The organism is Streptomyces sp. 7R007 (assembly GCF_054850255.1).
Genome location: NZ_JBTWMV010000007.1, coordinates 268,356 through 283,626, shown reverse-complemented (window position 1 = coordinate 283,626; position 15,271 = coordinate 268,356). Strand labels below are relative to the sequence as shown.

14 protein-coding genes are annotated in these 15,271 nt (G+C 71.8%); 6 read left to right on the top strand and 8 right to left on the bottom strand.

Annotation, left to right across the window (positions count from 1 at the left end):
• Positions 1-69 precede the first annotated feature (69 nt).
• From ACYF6T_RS12675 to ACYF6T_RS12665, 3 genes are read right to left on the bottom strand one after another with little or no spacing between them, the layout of a single operon-like run.
• The gene (locus tag ACYF6T_RS12675; protein WP_461695986.1) at positions 70-591 is read right to left on the bottom strand and encodes a GNAT family N-acetyltransferase; all 522 of its coding nucleotides are present in this window, start codon (positions 589-591) and stop codon (positions 70-72) included.
• A gap of 37 nt (positions 592-628) precedes the next feature.
• The gene (locus tag ACYF6T_RS12670) at positions 629-1,000 is read right to left on the bottom strand and encodes a hypothetical protein (protein WP_461695985.1); all 372 of its coding nucleotides are present in this window, start codon (positions 998-1,000) and stop codon (positions 629-631) included.
• Positions 1,001-1,025: 25 nt separating this feature from the next.
• A complete protein-coding gene (locus ACYF6T_RS12665; protein WP_461695984.1) occupies positions 1,026-1,649 on the bottom strand; it encodes a TetR/AcrR family transcriptional regulator in 624 nt (207 codons plus the stop codon).
• A gap of 173 nt (positions 1,650-1,822) precedes the next feature.
• Between ACYF6T_RS12665 and ACYF6T_RS12660 the strand changes: the two genes are divergently transcribed.
• A complete protein-coding gene (locus tag ACYF6T_RS12660) occupies positions 1,823-4,033 on the top strand; it encodes a 2Fe-2S iron-sulfur cluster-binding protein (protein WP_461695982.1) in 2,211 nt (736 codons plus the stop codon).
• A 294-nt stretch (positions 4,034-4,327) separates the two neighbouring features.
• Here ACYF6T_RS12660 and ACYF6T_RS12655 read toward each other — a convergent pair whose 3' ends face one another.
• Positions 4,328-5,311, bottom strand: coding sequence for a helix-turn-helix domain-containing protein (locus ACYF6T_RS12655; protein ID WP_461695981.1), 984 nt, complete (start codon positions 5,309-5,311; stop codon positions 4,328-4,330).
• A 178-nt stretch (positions 5,312-5,489) separates the two neighbouring features.
• Here ACYF6T_RS12655 and ACYF6T_RS12650 point away from each other — a divergent pair, with 178 nt between their 5' ends.
• Positions 5,490-6,434, top strand: a complete 945-nt coding sequence (locus ACYF6T_RS12650; protein ID WP_461695980.1) for an NADP-dependent oxidoreductase — start codon at positions 5,490-5,492, stop codon at positions 6,432-6,434.
• A 34-nt stretch (positions 6,435-6,468) separates the two neighbouring features.
• Positions 6,469-6,969 carry a cupin domain-containing protein gene (locus ACYF6T_RS12645; protein ID WP_461695978.1) on the top strand — a complete coding sequence of 167 codons (501 nt, stop codon included), beginning with the start codon at positions 6,469-6,471 and terminating at the stop codon, positions 6,967-6,969.
• Between the two features lie 34 nt (positions 6,970-7,003).
• Here ACYF6T_RS12645 and ACYF6T_RS12640 read toward each other — a convergent pair whose 3' ends face one another.
• The gene (locus ACYF6T_RS12640; RefSeq protein ID WP_461695977.1) at positions 7,004-7,300 is read right to left on the bottom strand and encodes a hypothetical protein; all 297 of its coding nucleotides are present in this window, start codon (positions 7,298-7,300) and stop codon (positions 7,004-7,006) included.
• A 282-nt stretch (positions 7,301-7,582) separates the two neighbouring features.
• Here ACYF6T_RS12640 and ACYF6T_RS12635 point away from each other — a divergent pair, with 282 nt between their 5' ends.
• Positions 7,583-9,175, top strand: a complete 1,593-nt coding sequence (locus ACYF6T_RS12635; protein WP_461695976.1) for an MFS transporter — start codon at positions 7,583-7,585, stop codon at positions 9,173-9,175.
• Between the two features lie 110 nt (positions 9,176-9,285).
• On the opposite strand, the gene ACYF6T_RS12630 is transcribed toward ACYF6T_RS12635, so the two are convergent.
• Positions 9,286-10,110 (bottom strand): universal stress protein, encoded by an 825-nt coding sequence (locus tag ACYF6T_RS12630; RefSeq protein ID WP_461695975.1) that lies wholly within the window; start codon positions 10,108-10,110, stop codon positions 9,286-9,288.
• Positions 10,111-10,546: 436 nt separating this feature from the next.
• Between ACYF6T_RS12630 and eno the strand changes: the two genes are divergently transcribed.
• Together eno and ACYF6T_RS12620 are read left to right on the top strand one after the other, a co-directional pair.
• On the top strand, positions 10,547-11,818 hold the full coding sequence (gene eno, locus ACYF6T_RS12625) for a phosphopyruvate hydratase (protein WP_461695974.1): 1,272 nt from the start codon (positions 10,547-10,549) through the stop codon (positions 11,816-11,818).
• Between the two features lie 250 nt (positions 11,819-12,068).
• Positions 12,069-12,557, top strand: a complete 489-nt coding sequence (locus ACYF6T_RS12620; RefSeq protein ID WP_461695973.1) for a pyridoxamine 5'-phosphate oxidase family protein — start codon at positions 12,069-12,071, stop codon at positions 12,555-12,557.
• A gap of 22 nt (positions 12,558-12,579) precedes the next feature.
• Here ACYF6T_RS12620 and pspAA read toward each other — a convergent pair whose 3' ends face one another.
• Positions 12,580-12,885, bottom strand: coding sequence for a PspA-associated protein PspAA (gene pspAA / locus ACYF6T_RS12615; protein ID WP_461695971.1), 306 nt, complete (start codon positions 12,883-12,885; stop codon positions 12,580-12,582).
• Positions 12,886-13,056: 171 nt separating this feature from the next.
• Positions 13,057-15,102, bottom strand: a complete 2,046-nt coding sequence (gene ftsH / locus ACYF6T_RS12610; protein ID WP_461695969.1) for an ATP-dependent zinc metalloprotease FtsH — start codon at positions 15,100-15,102, stop codon at positions 13,057-13,059.
• Positions 15,103-15,271 lie beyond the last annotated feature (169 nt).

The window sequence follows — 15,271 nt, the reverse complement described above, 5'->3', positions numbered from 1 at the left end:
CCGCTACCCGAAACCGGCCGCACGGTTACGGGTACACACCCGCGAACCGACAGGCGGGTCGTACGGTACCTAAGTCGCCGAACTCCGATCAGCAACCGCCGAAGCCGACCTGCCCAGCGAGTACACCGTCACCGGCTCCCCGAAGAGTTCGTCCTCACGCACTGTGGTGAACCCAAGCCGTTGCGCCACGCGCACGGAAGCGGTGTTCCCGGGGCGGATCAAGGAGATGAAGTAGGGCTCGTCCAGAGTCTCGAAGCCCCAGTCCAGACATGCGCGGGCTGCCTCGGTGGCATAACCGTGCCCCCATGCTTCGGCCTTGAGAGTCCAGCCGAGCTCCACCTCGTCGTAGTTCTCCCAGTAGTTCAAGCCCACCCGGCCGATGAACTCACCGGTGGAGCGCAGTTCGACGGCACACAGCCCGTGACCACGCTCCGCCCACTGCTGTTCCACGGAGGCCAGCCGTTCCAAGGCCTGCTGGTGCGAATAGGCGCCCACGAATCGGTTCACCCGTCCGTCGGCATGAAGGGCGACGAACGCGTCGACGTCCTCCACCCGGAGAGGCCGCAGCGAGAGCCGTTCAGTCTCGATCACCCAACCAGGCTATGCCAGGCCGTCGGTGACGGCCTGACTAGTCTTCCCAGTCCAGTTGGTGTTCCGGCACCCCCACCGACAGGCCGTAGGCCACCGCCTCGGCTCTGCGGATGTCGTCTGCTCCTGAGTAGCGGAACACGCGGCCCGCGAAGACCACGACTCGTTCATCGCCGCAACGGTAATCCGCGTACCAGCCACCCTCGTTGGACAGGCTGTCCGCCAACGCCTTTGCCAGGGGCGCATCGTCCGCCGCGTCGCTTTCGAACTCCAGCACCGTCCATACCGGCGGCTGGCTTCCTTGTGCCGACGTGGAGACGTCCATGCGCGTGACCTTGCACACCCGAAGCCCCGTCAGCTCCAGTACGGAGCCCGAGCGAAGGCTTTCCGCGATGACGCAGCCCGTGATCATGCCGTTCCCCTTCCGAACACGCTTGTCAGTATGGCGTGCCCCGCAGGTAGCGGGTGACCATGTCCACCAGTTCCTTCTCGAACGTCTCGACCGGGATGGTCTGGGGATCGGCCATGAGCTTGTGGGTGTTCGTCTCCACCGTGAACACGATCAACTCGGCCGCGGTGTCGAGGTCGCCTACGCGGACGTCGGGATGCCGGGCGAGGAGGTCGCGCACCTGACGGACCCGGTTACGGCCGTGGCGGTCGATCGTGTCGAGCAACTCCTGCGACAGCGGCGCCTCCTCGATCATGATGCGCAGCAGCTGCGGATCGTCGCGGTGGTTGTCGATCGCGTCGCGGACCAGGGCCCGCACGGTCGCCTCCAGGCTTCCGGGCGACAGATCGAGAACATCGGCCTGCGTCCACGTACCGCGGTCGATGTGCCGTACCAGCAGCTCCGCCAGGATGGCGTCCTTGTTCGGGAAGTACTGGTAGAGCGAGCCGATGGAGATGCGGGCGCGCTCAGCGATGCGGTTGGTGGTGCCGGCGGCGTAGCCGTGCTCGGCGAAAACGTGAGCAGCCGCGGTCAGGATGCGCTCGCGGGTGAGCTCGGCACGCACCTGGCGGGGCTTGCGACGTGGCTGAAGACGGCGGTCGGCCGACGGCATCCGGGGGTCCTCCCGAGGCTCGGAAAGCGAGTAGCCAAGAACTGAACTATTGCTCAGAATACTGCTGTGAGCTGCGGAAACAACGATCTGCCCGCAGCGGAAGGACTGCTGTCCAGCGACGACCCCGGGGTGCCCGCCGTCCTGTCGGTCCTCGGCTTCGAGAGGGAATTCTCGTGCAGCAAGCAAACCCCCTGAGCGCCACCTTGCACCGGTTGACGACGGCGGACGAGGTCGAGACCGCCATCGGCCGCCCGGCGCCGATGATCCTGCGCAAGCAGGTCAGCGCCCTCGACGAAGGATGCCGTACCGTCCTCGCCAGGTGTCCCGTCGCCGCCTTCGGCTACCGGGACGCCGACGGCACCAGCAGGACGACCTTCATCGGCGGCACACCGGGATTCGCCCGCATCCTGTCGCCCACGCGGATCTCGTTCCCGCTGCCCGAGCCGGGCGAGGCACACGGGCCGGTCTCGTTCTTCTTCCTGCTGCCGGGCGTCGGCGAGATCCTGCGCGTCAACGGCGTGGTCGCGGGGCGCAAGGGCGCCACGACAACCGTCGACGTCCAGGAGGCGTACGTACACTGCGCCCAGGCCGTGCTGCGCTCGCGCCTGTGGCAGCCCCCCACCCCCGCCGCCGGACCTGCGGCCGACGACATCACGGGCGACGGGCCGCTGACCCGGCCCGGTGTCGCCGCGTTCCTGGCCGCGGCACCGTTTCTGGCCCTGTCCACCTGGGACTCCCGCGGCGGCAGTGACACCAGCCCGCGCGGGGACCGGCAGACGGTGGCACGGATCCTCGACGGCCGTACCCTCGCCGTCCCCGACCGCAAGGGCAACAGGCGCGCCGACACGCTCCACAACCTGCTGCGCGACGACCGGCTGTCGTTCGCCGCGCTCGTCCCCGGGCGCCACGGCGTGCTGCACGTCCGCGGCCGCGGCGCGATCACGGACGACCCGGCGCTGCTGGAGACGATGGCGCTGCGCGGAATGCCCCCGCACCTGGCCCTGCTCATCGACGTCGAGGACGCCGAGATCACCGGAAACGACGCGGTGACGCGGGCGCGGCTGTGGAGCCCGGCGGCGCACCTCGACCGCGGCGCGGTACCGGACCTCATGGCGGTGGCGGCAGCACACCTCGCCGCCGACTCGGCCCCAACCGGCGGCCCTTCACCCGCAGGGCTGCTGAAGGTCCTCGGAGCGGTGCCGGGCGTGACCCGGCTGATGCGGCTGGTGATGAACCGCGCCTACCGCTCGGGCCTGCGCAAGGAAGGCTACGCGGACGCCGCCGACGCCACGGCCGGCACACGAGGCCGACGCAGCGGCCGGCCGGGCCCCGGCGCCGGCACTGACCCTCACGCCGGTGCCACGCGCGGGCGGCTGCGGCAGGTCCGCATCGCCGAGGTGCGCAGGGAGACACCGAGCACGGTGACCCTCGTACTGGAGGACGCCGCCGAAAGCCCCCAACCGTTCGACTTCCGGCCCGGCCAGTTCTTCACGCTCGTCACCGACATCGACGGACATCCGGTGCGGCGGGCCTACTCCGCCTCGTCGGCGCCCGGGTCGTGCCGGCTGGAGGTCACCGTCAAGCAGGTCGAGGGCGGCCGGTTCTCCACCCACGTGCACCGCACCCTGCGCGCCGGAGACCGCCTCGCACTCCACGGCCCCTCGGGATCCTTCCACGCCGGGCCGCAGCACCCGCGCGAGATCGTGCTCGTCGCGGCGGGCAGCGGTGTGACTCCGCTGATGAGCATGATCCGCACCCGGCTCGCCGTACGCCAGGACCACGACCGCATCGCACTGCTGTACAGCAGCCGCAGCGCGGACGAGATCATCTTCGGTGACGAACTGGCCCGGCTCGCAGAGGAACACCCCGACCGCCTCTCGCTCACCCACGTCCTGACCCGCCGCGACGGCCGGCTCGACGCCGACGGCGTACGGCGCTGGATCACCGCCCTGTCCCCCGCCCCGGACGCCCACTACTACATCTGCGGTCCCCAACCGCTGACGGACACCGTCCGTACCGTCCTGACCGGGCTCGCCGTCCCCGACGCACAGGTCCACGACGAGCGGTACATCAGCGCCGCGGACACCGAAGGCGCGCCGACCGCGGTGCAGGAGATGGCGGTCGAGGAGAACGGACACCCCGTCGCCACCGTGGTGGTCGAGCCCGGCCAGACGCTGCTCGACGCGGGCCTGGCCGCGGGGTTGCCCATGCCGTACTCCTGCACCGTCGGAAGCTGCGGCCAGTGCGCGGTACGACTGCGCGGCGGGCAGGTCACCCACAACGAGCCCAACTGCCTTACGCCACAGCAGAAGAGCGATGGCTGCGTGCTGACGTGCGTCACCCACCCGCTGTCGAAGGTGACCCTCGACATCGCCGACTGCTGAACAGCCCGGAGACGCCACCGTCCGGACACGGACGGATATTCGTCGGAGTCCTGCCGCAAGCACGCACAACACGTTCACGACAGCCAAGGGCTCACCGTGATCAGTGACATCACGGGCGGCGCACTTCGCCGGCATGCTGCTGGACGCGACCAAGGTCGACGTCACCCCCCCTCCCGTACCGCCTCCCGAGCCCGACCGCCGACGGACTGCTGGCCAGCCTCGAAAAGCACCTCCCGCGACCTCGACCCCTACACGGTGAGGCCCTCGTCCAACGGCCCCACCGCGTCGGGGTGGTCACCTTCGTCCGCGCGCGAACTGCGCCGGTGTCGTACCGTATTGCTTCTTGAAAGCGCGGATGAAGTGGCTGCTGTCGGTGAAGTGCCAGAGCGCGGCGGCCTCGGAGACGCTGAGGCGTGACGCGGGAGCGGTGATCGCCGCGGCCGCCTCCTCCAGGCGCCGGCGTCGGATGTAGCCGCTGAACGACTCCTCCAGAGCCTCGAAGGCCCGCTGCAGGGTACGCACCGAGACGTGCAGGTGAGCGGCGACCGTGGCCGGTGACAGTTCGGCATCGGTGAGCCGGGCGTCGGCCAGGTCCCTGGCCGCTTGCGCCAGCGCCGGGGTGAAGGCGGGCTCGCGGTCGTCGAAGTGGTCGAGGACGAGCCCCTTGGCCAGTTCGAGAAGGGCGTTGCGGGACGCGTGGGCGCCCGCCGGGCTGAGGCCGCCCAGGGTTTGCTGTACCACGCTCGTGTGTGCCATGAGGATCTGCGCCGCGGGTGAGGTGGCCGGGCCGGTGCGCGGTCTGCCGGCGACCAGGGGCCGTATGGCGTCGCCCGGGAAGATGAAGATGCGCGTGCCGATCAGGGGTGTCGTGTGGAAGTGGTTCTCCGCCACGACGTGGTGCATGAAGTAGGTGCCGGCCGAGACGGTGGCGTCGCCGCCCTGATCGTGCGGGTCCTGCAGGGCCACCGCCCCGCGCAGCCCGACGTACAGCCTGACCTGGTCGTGCTGGTACGTCCCGACCGCCTGGGTGCTCACGGGTGAGGACGCCCACAGCTCGTTGACGGCCGTGTCCTGCAGGGCCACCGAGCGCATCGTCCCCTGGAAGCCGTCGACCGTGGACGCGCTGAATTCCGGCAGCGGGTACAGGTCTCCCATCCGGTCGTTCCAGGTGTCGACGAACGGCTCCCATGTCTGCCGACCGGTGCCGGTGGAGTCGGCGTCGACGGTGAACGTGCCCGTCTTCCCGCCCGGACCCAGAAAACGCGGCCTGCTCGTCATGTGTCCTCCGCGCCGATGAAGATGTCGCCGGGATCCCATCCGGTGTCGCAACGGTACACGCCTTAGGCGAACGTGCGTTCCTACGCTGAACTGCGCTTAGACCCCCGCGGTGACCGCGGTCTACCGGGCGAAGGCGCAGGACAGAAAGACCAGGCACGAGGCAGAAGGCAGAAGATCCATGAAGGCAGTGCGTTTCCATGAGTTCGGCGACCCCGACGTCCTGCGCTACGAGGATGTGGAGCAGCCGGCACCCGGTGCCGGGCAGGTGCGCGTCCGTGTCGCGGCGACGTCGTTCAACCCGGTCGACGCCAACATCCGTGCCGGCTTCATGCAGGGACCGATCCCCGTGACGCTGCCGCACACCCCCGGCATCGACGTCGCCGGCACGGTCGACGCGCTCGGTGAGGGCGTGACCGGCATCCAGACCGGTGACCAGGTCGTCGGCTTCCTGCCGATGACGGGAGCCGGTGCGGCGGCCGAGTACGTCCTGGCACCGGCCGAGATCCTGACGCCGGCGCCCAAGAGCGTCGCGCTGTCCGACGCGGCCGCGCTGCCGCTGGTGGGTCTGACCGCGTGGCAGGCGCTGTTCGAGCACGCCGAGTTGGTCTCCGGGCAGCGCGTGCTGATCAACGGTGCGGGTGGCGCGGTCGGCGACTTCGCCGTGCAGTTGGCCAGACAGGCCGACGCTCACGTGATCGCCACGGCCAGTCCGCGCAGCAGCGGGCGCGTCACGGCGGCGGGCGCCGACGAGGTCATCGACCACACGGTCGCCGACGTCGTCGCGGAGGTGGACCGGCCGGTCGACGTCGTGCTCAATCTCGCGCCGGTCGAACCGGCTCAACTGGCCGCCCTCCTCGGCCTGATCCGCCCCGGCGGTGTCCTGGTGAACACCACGGTGTGGATGCCCGCACCCGGCGACGAGGAGCGCGGTGTACGCGGCATCGACCTGTTCGTCCGCAGTGACGCGGAGCAGTTGGCGCACCTGGTGGCGCTGGTCGACCGGGGTGAGCTGCGCGTCGAGGTCGCCCGGCGGGTGCCGCTGGCCGAGCTGCCGGCCCTGCACGCCGACGCCGCCGCGGGCGCCCTGCCCGGCGGCAAGGTCGTCGTCGCGCCCGGTGAGTGACCCCGCCTGACCGACCTTTGAGGAGACGACCGCGATGATCCCCGACGACGATCCGTCCCGCTCGCTGACCGTGGCGAACGCCGACGACCCCGACACGACGTACATCTCGCTGGTGGGCAACACCTACGCCATGTTGATCACCGGCGAGCAGACCAACGGCCGGTACTGCCTGATCGACATGCGCGTGCCGGACGGGGGTGGCCCTCCCCCGCACCGCCACGACTTCGAGGAGATGTTCACGATCACCGAGGGCGAGCTCGAGTTCACCTTCCGCGGCGAGAAGCACACCGTACGGGCCGGCTCCACGATCAACATCCCGGCCAACGCGCCGCACAACTTCCGCAACGTCTCGGGCGCACCCGCCCGCATGCTGTGCATGTGCACCCCCGCCGGCCAGGACGAGTACTTCCTGCGCATCGGTGACGCCGTCGCGGGCATGGACGCCCCGCCGCCGCGGCTGACGGAGGAGGAGCTGGCGGAACGCCGCCGCCGCGCGGCCGAGTTGGCGCCGACGTACCGCAGCGAGTTCCTGTAACGGGCGAGGCGCGCCAGCCCACCAAGGGGGATCGTCACCGTTCGGGGCCGTGGCGCGCGCCGATGCCTTCGTCCTCGCAACCGGCCCACATCGACGGGTCGTACGGTGTGCGGGGGATGAAGACGATCTGCGACCGCGCGGATTGCGGGGTCGACTCCAGGCCCGCCGCGCTCTGCCGCAAGAGGTCGAGGTCCTCTCGCAGGTGGTCGGCGTCCGCTCGGGTCCGGCGGACGTCCAGGCCGTTCCCCAGGCGGATCTGGAGTCGGTCCACCGCTCGGACCAGGTCGTCGAGAGCGTGCCGGGCGTGCACCAACTCGTCGTGAACCGTCATCGGCCCCTCACCTCCGGACGTGGTCGCCCAAGAGCGTTCCACGGTCCGCCGTGGCGCGCTCGAACATCGTTCCTCCATGCTGTCCGGGGCCGCCGGTGCCGCGTAGGGGCCGACAGACCCCTACGCCCGGGCCGAACAGCCGCCGAAGCAACTCACGCCCACGCCCCGGCTATTGACCGACGGTTGTGGCCGTCGCGACGCACCCGCGAACCCGCCGACCGGTCCGAGGGCGGGACGTTCGGCACCTGGCCGCGGCGGTGGGCGAGGGGCCTCGATGGAGTCATGACCAACGTGCGTGAGACGCCGCAGGCGGCTCCGGCACCCAAGTCCGGTGCGGCGAGGAGCCGTTGGACCGCCCTCGTGGTGCTCTGTGTGTCGCTGCTGATCGTGACCCTGGACAACACCATCCTCAACGTGGCCCTGCCCACCCTGGTGAAGGAACTCGGGGCGACGACCACCCAGTTGCAGTGGATCGTCGACGCGTACGCGCTGGCGTTCGCGGGGCTGATGCTGGTGGCGGGCAGCAGTGCCGACCGCTTCGGGCGCAGGCGGGTCTTCACGGCCGGACTCGCGGTGTTCGGGGCGGCCTCGGCATGGGCGGCCTACTCCGGCTCGGTGGGCCTGCTGATAGCGGCGCGCGCCGGGATGGGCGTCGGTGCCGCGATGATGATGCCGGCCACCCTGTCGATCATCACCGACGTCTTCCGGGACCCCGGCGAACGGCGGCGTGCGATCGGTGTCTGGGCCGCGACCAGCGGGCTGGGCATCGCCATCGGACCGGTGGCCGGCGGGCTGCTGCTGGAGCACTTCTGGTGGGGCTCGGTCTTCTGGGTCAACATCCCCTTCGCGCTGGCCGGACTCGTGTGCGCGCGGCTGCTGGTGCCGGAGTCCCGTAACACGGCCGCGCTGCGCCCCGATCCGGCCGGCTCGGTGCTGTCGATCGCGGGCCTCGGTCTGCTGCTGTGGGCGATCATCGAGGCGCCGGTACGCGGCTGGTCGTCGGGGCTCGTGCTCGGCGCGGGCGGGGCCGGGGCGGTCGTGCTGGTGTGCTTCGCGCTGTGGGAGCGGGCCACGTCCCATCCCATGCTGCGTCTCGCGCTCTTCGGCAACCGCCGCTTCTCCTTCGCCACGTCCTCCGTCGCCCTGGCGATGTTCGGACTGTTCGGGGCGCTGTTCGTGCTCACCCAGTACCTCCAGTTCGGCCTCGGCTACTCGGCCCTGGCCACAGGGGTCCGCATCCTGCCGGTGGCCGGTCTGTTGGCGGTGGTCGCCCCGATGTCGCCCCTGCTGGTGCGTGCGGCGGGCACGAAGGCGGTCGTCGGAACGGGTCTGCTGGTGGTCGCGGGCGGGTTGTGGCAGCTCTCCCGCGCGGACGTGTCGTCGACGTACGGGGACGTGCTCGCCGGCATGCTGTTGCTCGGACTGGGCGCCGGGCTGGTGGTTCCGGCCGCGCTGGATTCGCTGATGGGCACGCTGCCCCCGGGCGACACGGGCGTGGGTTCGGCGTCCAACGGTGTCTCCGTGCAGTTGGGCGGTGCGCTCGGGGTCGCCGTGATCGGCAGTCTGCTGACGACCCGTTACCAGGACCGCATGGGCCCGCCGCTGGCGCCGTACCGTCTGCCGCACGGTGTGTCGGACAGTGTGCTCGGCTCGCTCGGAGGGGCGCTGGAACTCGCCCAGCGGGTGGGCGGCACGTCCGGCCGGCTGCTCGCGGCGCTGGCCCGTTCGGCGTTCGTCAGCGGCATGGGGCTCGGTCTGTCCGTCGGTGCCGCGGTCGCGGCGGCCGGTGCCGCACTGGCCTTCGTCGCCCTGCCCTCCCGGCCGCCCGCCGAGGACCCGGTGCCGGTGGAACCACCCGATGGGGAAGGCGGCTGACCGCGCGGGGTCCGTCCCTGTGTGACTGCCGCGTACCGGACGGGGGACGGCGGCTCGGCACAACCTCTCGGCCTGCCCGGCCAGTTGGGCACGAGGCCGGGACGCGGCCGCTAACCGTGCCCGGTCGGCGACCGGCCGCGGAAGCGGACGGTCGCGTCGGCGAGCGCCAAGGGGCCGATGCAGGCACGGTAGTGACGGCCACACAGGTACAGGTCGGCCGGGCGGCCGTCGCGCACCGGCACGAGGACCTGGACCCGCGGCGGTGCGGAGCAGCAACAGGCCCGCGTGGGCCAGTCGTTCGTGCCGCCGCCCTCCGTCTCGGCGGCGAGGCTCTCCGCGCCGGCCTGGAGTGGCGGACCCATGGCGTCGGAACCGTCCAGTGGGGGGTGCGGGTGTCGCCGGCCGTCGACCGTCCAGCGGACCCTCTCACGCGCGGGGACCGTCAGGACCGGGCAGGTCGCGTGCCGGACGCAGTAGCGGTGGGTGGAGGAGCGAAACCAGCGCCAAGGCCACAGCCGTCGCGGGCGGCGGGCGTGCGGCTTGCCCACGACCAGCAGGTCCTCCCGGTGCGCCACGGCGACCAGCACCGGGCCGGGCGGGCCGACCACCGCCACCGGATGGACGCGCACGTCGTGGGGGACACCGCCCAGCGCCTGCTCGAAGAGGCGCGTCACCGCGCTCAGTTCCCGCTCTTCACAGGCAACCCGCAGACGGTGCCGGGGCTCCGACGTCGGAGGCCGGGGCAGGCGGGGCATTCGCCATACGGGCGCACTCCGCCAGGCTGTGCCACCGCCGGCCGGCGCCGGGTAGGCCCGCACGGAGACGAGCTCGCGGCCCAGTTCCCTGGCCTGCGCGACCGCGGCGTGCAGGGCACACCGTCCGGCCGGGGAGTCGTCCACACCGACGATGACCCGGCCCGTGGATGATCCGCTCATCACCGGTCCTCCTCCCTCGGCTTCGGCCCGTTTCCCCACTCCAGCACCCGCGAGGGCAAGCCCGCGGCGTATGGGCCACAGGTACTGCGCGTCAGGACGCACGGCCCGGAAGCAGCCGGTTCCCCGGCGCCAAACCGCCGGCATTCCGCGCACCCGACGCCGCCCTCACCGCGGCTCCGAGGGTGGGCTTGCGACCGGTCGGCGGGCCGTTCGGCCCAAGACGTGCAACGGCGCCAGACGCACGCTGTCGGTGAGAGCCGACGAAGGCCCCCGCCCGCCCGGCGCGCACCACCTGACCGGCACCACCGGAGCATCGCCCCGACCGGCACCACCGGAGTGCCGCCCCGACCGGGCGTACGCGGAGACCGACGCCTCCCGCGAACACGCGTAGAAGACCACCGCCGAAAGTACGGCAGCCCATACAGGAGGCACGTCCATGCTGCGCATCACCCGCCTGCACGCCACCGAGATCCTCGATTCCCGCGCCCGCCCGACCCTCGCCGTCACGCTCGAGACCGCCGACGGCCTGCACGTGCGCGCCGGCGTCCCCTCCGGCGCCTCCACCGGCACCCGGGAGGCCGTCGAACTGCGCGACGGCGACCCCGCCCGCTACGGCGGCCAGGGCGTCACCCAGGCGGTCGCCCACGTCAACGGCGAGATCGCCGCCGCACTGACCGGCCGCTCCTACGCCACCTTCGGCGAAGTCGACGCCGTACTGATCGAGTTGGACGGCACCGCCACCAAGTCCCGCCTCGGTGCCAACGCCGTCGTCGGCGTCTCGCTCGCCGCCGCCCGCGCCCAGGCCGCGTCGACCGGGCAGGAACTGTGGCGCTACCTCGCCGAGGCGTCCGGCGCTCGGCCCCTGCTGCCGGTACCGCACTTCAACGTCGTCAACGGCGGGGCCCATGCCGTCAACGACCTCGACTTCCAGGAGTTCATGCTCGCCCCCATCGGCGCCCCCAGCCTGCCCGAGGCGGTCCGCGCCGGAGCGGAGGTCTACGCCAGGCTCAAGGCCCGCCTCGCACACCGGGGACACCCCACCGGCCTGGGCGACGAGGGCGGCTTCGCCCCGGACATCGCCCGCCCCGAAGACGTACTGGCCCTCCTCGTCGAGGCGATCGCCGACGCCGGCTACACGCCTGGCCGCGACGGCGTCGCCATCGCCCTGGACCCGGCTGCCAGCGAGTTCCGCGACGCCGCCGACGGCCGCTACCGGGTGGCGGGCGACGCGCTGACCAGCGACCAACTCATCGACCGCTACGAGGAGATGACCGATCGCTTCCCCATCTGGTCCATCGAGGACGGCCTCGGCGAGGACGACTGGGACGGCTGGGTACGGCTGACCCAACGCCTGGGCGGCCGCATCCAGTTGGTCGGCGACGACCTGTTCGTCACCAACCCCGCCATCATCGCCGAGGCGATCGCCAGGAAGGCCGCCAACGCCTCACTGATCAAGGTCAACCAGATCGGCACCGTCACCGAGACGCTGGAGGCCATCCGCGTCAGCCGCGAGGCCGGCTACGCCCAGATGGTCTCCCACCGCTCCGGTGAGACCGAGGACGCCTTCATCGCCGACCTCGTCGTCGGTGCCGGCTGCGGACAGCTCAAGTCCGGTGCGCCGGCCCGCGGCGAACGCGTCGCCAAGTACAACCGGCTCATCGAGATCGCCGCGACGCAGCCCGCACTGGCGTACGGGCTCAGCCGCTGACAGCGTCCGGCCGGGACCGCTCGACCGGCGCAGCCGGCAGGTTCGGGAACGAAAAGGGCCGATCGGCCCTGGCGCGCCGGCGCGGTGCGCCGTCCAATGAGGGCAGACCTGCGAGCGGCCCCGGCCCCCGGTCCCGTGCGGCGGACAGGTACCGCCGTGGGCGAAGGGCACCGTCGATGGCACACCAGCCGCTTCCTGAAACCGAAGCCCGGCCGGACGACCCCGGCCCTGCCCGGAGCGGGCGCCGGCCATGAAGGACGAGACAGCCCGCCGGTTCGTCAAGCGCGCCCAGGAGCGCGCGGCGGCCGCGCCGGGCGCGCGCCGCACCGTCCACCTCGCACCGGAGGAGGCACTGCGCCTGCTCGGCACGGTCTCGCTGGGCCGTGTGGTCTTCACCCACAGGGCGCTGCCGGCCATCCGCCCCGTCAACCACGTCCTGGACCACGGCGACGTCGTCATCCGCACCCACGGGGGCGCGGCCCTGGCCGCGCACGCCCGTCAGGACACCGGCGGTGGCGTCGTGGTCGCCTACGAAGCGGACGACATCGACCTGGCCACCCACCTCGGCTGGAGTGTGGTGGTCACCGGTTACTGCCACCTGGTCACGGACCCCGAGGCGGTGGCCCGTTACGAGGCGAGGCTCCTGCCCTGGTCGGACCGGCGGATGGACCAGGTCGTACGCATCCGCCCCGACCTCGTCACCGGTATCAGGCTGGTCGCCCCCGACATGCCGTGCTGAGCGGCGAGGACGAGCGCTCCCCTCAAGGCGCCCCTCCTCGTCCCGTCGGGATCAGGCCCCCGTCCGCCAGCAGTTCCCGCCACTGGCGCATGTGGCGTCGACTGGTTCCTTCGTCGGGCAGGATGAGGTCGCACGGCACACACACGTCGTCGGGCACCGGGATTCCCACATCGCGTACGGCGTCCAGCAGGGCCTGGACCCCGGCCACACACTCCTCGCCGTCGCCGCACGCGGCGGCCGACTGCACCGCCGCGTCCAACTTCCCCAGCATGCCCAGGTGGACGTCGGCGACCTCGTACTGGCCCTCGCCCAGGATCCGCGTGATCACGACGGTGCCTCCTCGCACGTCCCGGCCCTCGGACGCCTTGCCCTTCTCGGCGTCCTTCTCCGCGTCCTTCTCGGGCCGAGATCTCGACCTCCACGATGGCCCGCCGTCACCGGCTCCGCACGGGTGCCAACGGCCCTGCCGGTACCCCGAACGGCCCTTCGGTCCGCCCCCTCAGCTCGTGCCGGGCTGCGAAGGAGTCCCGGGCCGGTCCTGACCGGGCACGGGAGCCGAAGTGGCGGGGGATGTGTGGCCGGAGCGATGTGCGGCGGGTTGCTTGGTGACGGAGACACGGCGGGGTGCGATGGTCTCGCCGGCGGGGTGCGCGCCCGGGGGCTGCATGTCCAGCAGGCCGTACACCACCGAGCCGTCCACCGTCTCCCGCCTGACCAGCAGCTCGGCCAACTCCGCGAGCTGGCCGCGGTGCCGGGCGAGCAGGTCGGTGGCACGCTGTTCGGCCTCGCGCAGCAGGCGGGCCACCTCGGCGTCGACGGCGGCCTGGGTGGCCTCGGCGAAGGGGCGGCTGCTCATGGCGGGCGCACCGTGGCCGAGGAAGACCGAGCCGCCCTGCGGATAGCCCACGGGCCCAAGCGCCGGCGACAGCCCGAACTCACGCACCATCTTGATCGCCAGCTCGGTCGCTCCGGCGAGGTCGTTGGCCGCGCCCGTGGAACCCTGGCCCAGCACCACCAGCTCGGCGGCGCGACCGCCGAGCCGCACGGCGAGGGTCTGGGTCAGGTAGTCCTCGCCGTACAAATGCCGCTCGACCAGAGGAAGTTGCTCGGTGACGCCGAGGGCCTGTCCGGCGGGCAGGATGGTGACCTTGGCCACCGGATCGGCGCTCGGGGACAGGGCTGCGACCAGTGCGTGGCCCGCCTCGTGCACGGCGACCGCCTCCTTCTCCGCGGGCAGCAGCACGTTGGAGCCCTCCCGGCGACCGAGCAGGATGCGGTCGCGGGCGGTGTCGAAGTCGGCGGCGGCCAGCACCTCACGGCCGTTGCGCACGGCGCCGATGGCGGCCTCGTTGGCCAGGTTGGCCAGGTCGGCCCCCGAGAAGCCGGGGGTGCCGCGAGCGACCACCTCCAGGCCGACGTCCTCGCCCAGGTGCTTGTCCTGGCAGTGCACGGCCAGGATCGCCGCCCGTTCGGCGAGCGTGGGCAGCGGGATGGTGACCTGGCGGTCGAAGCGACCGGGGCGCAGCAAAGCAGGGTCCAGCACCTCGGGCCGGTTGGTGGCGGCCAGCACGACGATGCCCTCAGCGGCCTCGAACCCGTCCATTTCGGAGAGGAGTTGATTGAGCGTCTGCTCCCGCTCGTCGTTGGAGACGACCGACCCCGCTGCCCCGCGGCGGCCGCCCAGCGCGTCGATCTCGTCGACGAACACGATGGCCGGTGCCCGCTTGCGCGCCTCGGCGAACAGATCCCGTACCCGGGCGGCACCCACGCCGACGAACATCTCCACGAAGCTGGAGCCGACCACCGAAAGGAACGGCACCTCCGCCTCGCCCGCGACCGCGCGGGCCAGCAGCGTCTTGCCGGTCCCGGGCGGGCCGACCATCAGCACACCCCGCGGGGCCATCGCCCCGGCGCGGCGGTAACGTTCCGGCCGGCGCAGGAAGTCGACCACTTCGGCGATCTCGGACTTGGCGCCCTCGTACCCGGCGACGTCGGCGAAGGTGGTCTCGGGCCGTTCGGCGTCGAACACCTTCACCCGGGACTTGCCGACCCCGCCGAGCGCCCCGGTCATCTGTGCGGCCCCGCCCTTCGACAACCGCCGCCAGAACCAGAAGATGACGATGAACGGCCCCAGCAGGACGATCCACGACAGGATCTGGGAGCCGACGGACGTCGTGCTGGACGGCTGCGAGGCGGTCACCTCGACCTTCTTCTTCTCCAGGCGGGTGAGCAGCTGATCGCCGGCGAGCTGGACCGGGACGACGGTGGCGAAGGTGTGCCCGTTGGCGAGCGTGCCGCTTGTGCGGCCGTCGGACTTGATCGTGACGCTCTTGACCTTGCCGGCGTCCACGTCGGCGAGGAACGTCGAGTACGTCAGGTTCACCTTCTGCTGCTGCGCGGACTGCAACCCGGGCAGCACCGTCCACAGGCCGAGGGCGAGGACGATCGCCAGGGGCCACAGCCCGTGCCGCCAGGCCGGCGGGGGCGGCGGCGCGGTCGGCGAGGGCCTGTCACCAGGAGGCGGCGGCTGAGCCTGCTTGGTCATGGCGTCTCCGTGTGAAGGCCGGCACTCACGACGGCCTCCGTTGGCGTCTCCAGGGGCATGACGCGACCGGACGGCGGCTGCCCCGTTCGCTGTCACCCCCCGCGTACGCGACTCACTGTCACCCCGCGCACCGCGCCGCCACAGGGGCCCACGGTCCCCGCGCACAGGG

What these genes read in the sequence shown, in the direction of transcription:
- ACYF6T_RS12670 (WP_461695985.1), bottom strand. Translation starts at nt 1,000, where the DNA reads ATGATCACGGGCTGCGTCATCGCGGAAAGCCTTCGCTCGGGCTCCGTA.
- ACYF6T_RS12665 (WP_461695984.1), bottom strand. Translation starts at nt 1,649, where the DNA reads ATGCCGTCGGCCGACCGCCGTCTTCAGCCACGTCGCAAGCCCCGCCAG.
- ACYF6T_RS12655 (WP_461695981.1), bottom strand. Translation starts at nt 5,311, where the DNA reads ATGACGAGCAGGCCGCGTTTTCTGGGTCCGGGCGGGAAGACGGGCACG.
- ACYF6T_RS12650 (WP_461695980.1), top strand. Translation starts at nt 5,490, where the DNA reads ATGAAGGCAGTGCGTTTCCATGAGTTCGGCGACCCCGACGTCCTGCGC.
- ACYF6T_RS12645 (WP_461695978.1), top strand. Translation starts at nt 6,469, where the DNA reads ATGATCCCCGACGACGATCCGTCCCGCTCGCTGACCGTGGCGAACGCC.
- ACYF6T_RS12640 (WP_461695977.1), bottom strand. Translation starts at nt 7,300, where the DNA reads ATGACGGTTCACGACGAGTTGGTGCACGCCCGGCACGCTCTCGACGAC.
- ACYF6T_RS12635 (WP_461695976.1), top strand. Translation starts at nt 7,583, where the DNA reads ATGACCAACGTGCGTGAGACGCCGCAGGCGGCTCCGGCACCCAAGTCC.
- ACYF6T_RS12630 (WP_461695975.1), bottom strand. Translation starts at nt 10,110, where the DNA reads ATGAGCGGATCATCCACGGGCCGGGTCATCGTCGGTGTGGACGACTCC.
- eno (WP_461695974.1), top strand. Translation starts at nt 10,547, where the DNA reads ATGCTGCGCATCACCCGCCTGCACGCCACCGAGATCCTCGATTCCCGC.
- ACYF6T_RS12620 (WP_461695973.1), top strand. Translation starts at nt 12,069, where the DNA reads ATGAAGGACGAGACAGCCCGCCGGTTCGTCAAGCGCGCCCAGGAGCGC.
- ftsH (WP_461695969.1), bottom strand. Translation starts at nt 15,102, where the DNA reads ATGACCAAGCAGGCTCAGCCGCCGCCTCCTGGTGACAGGCCCTCGCCG.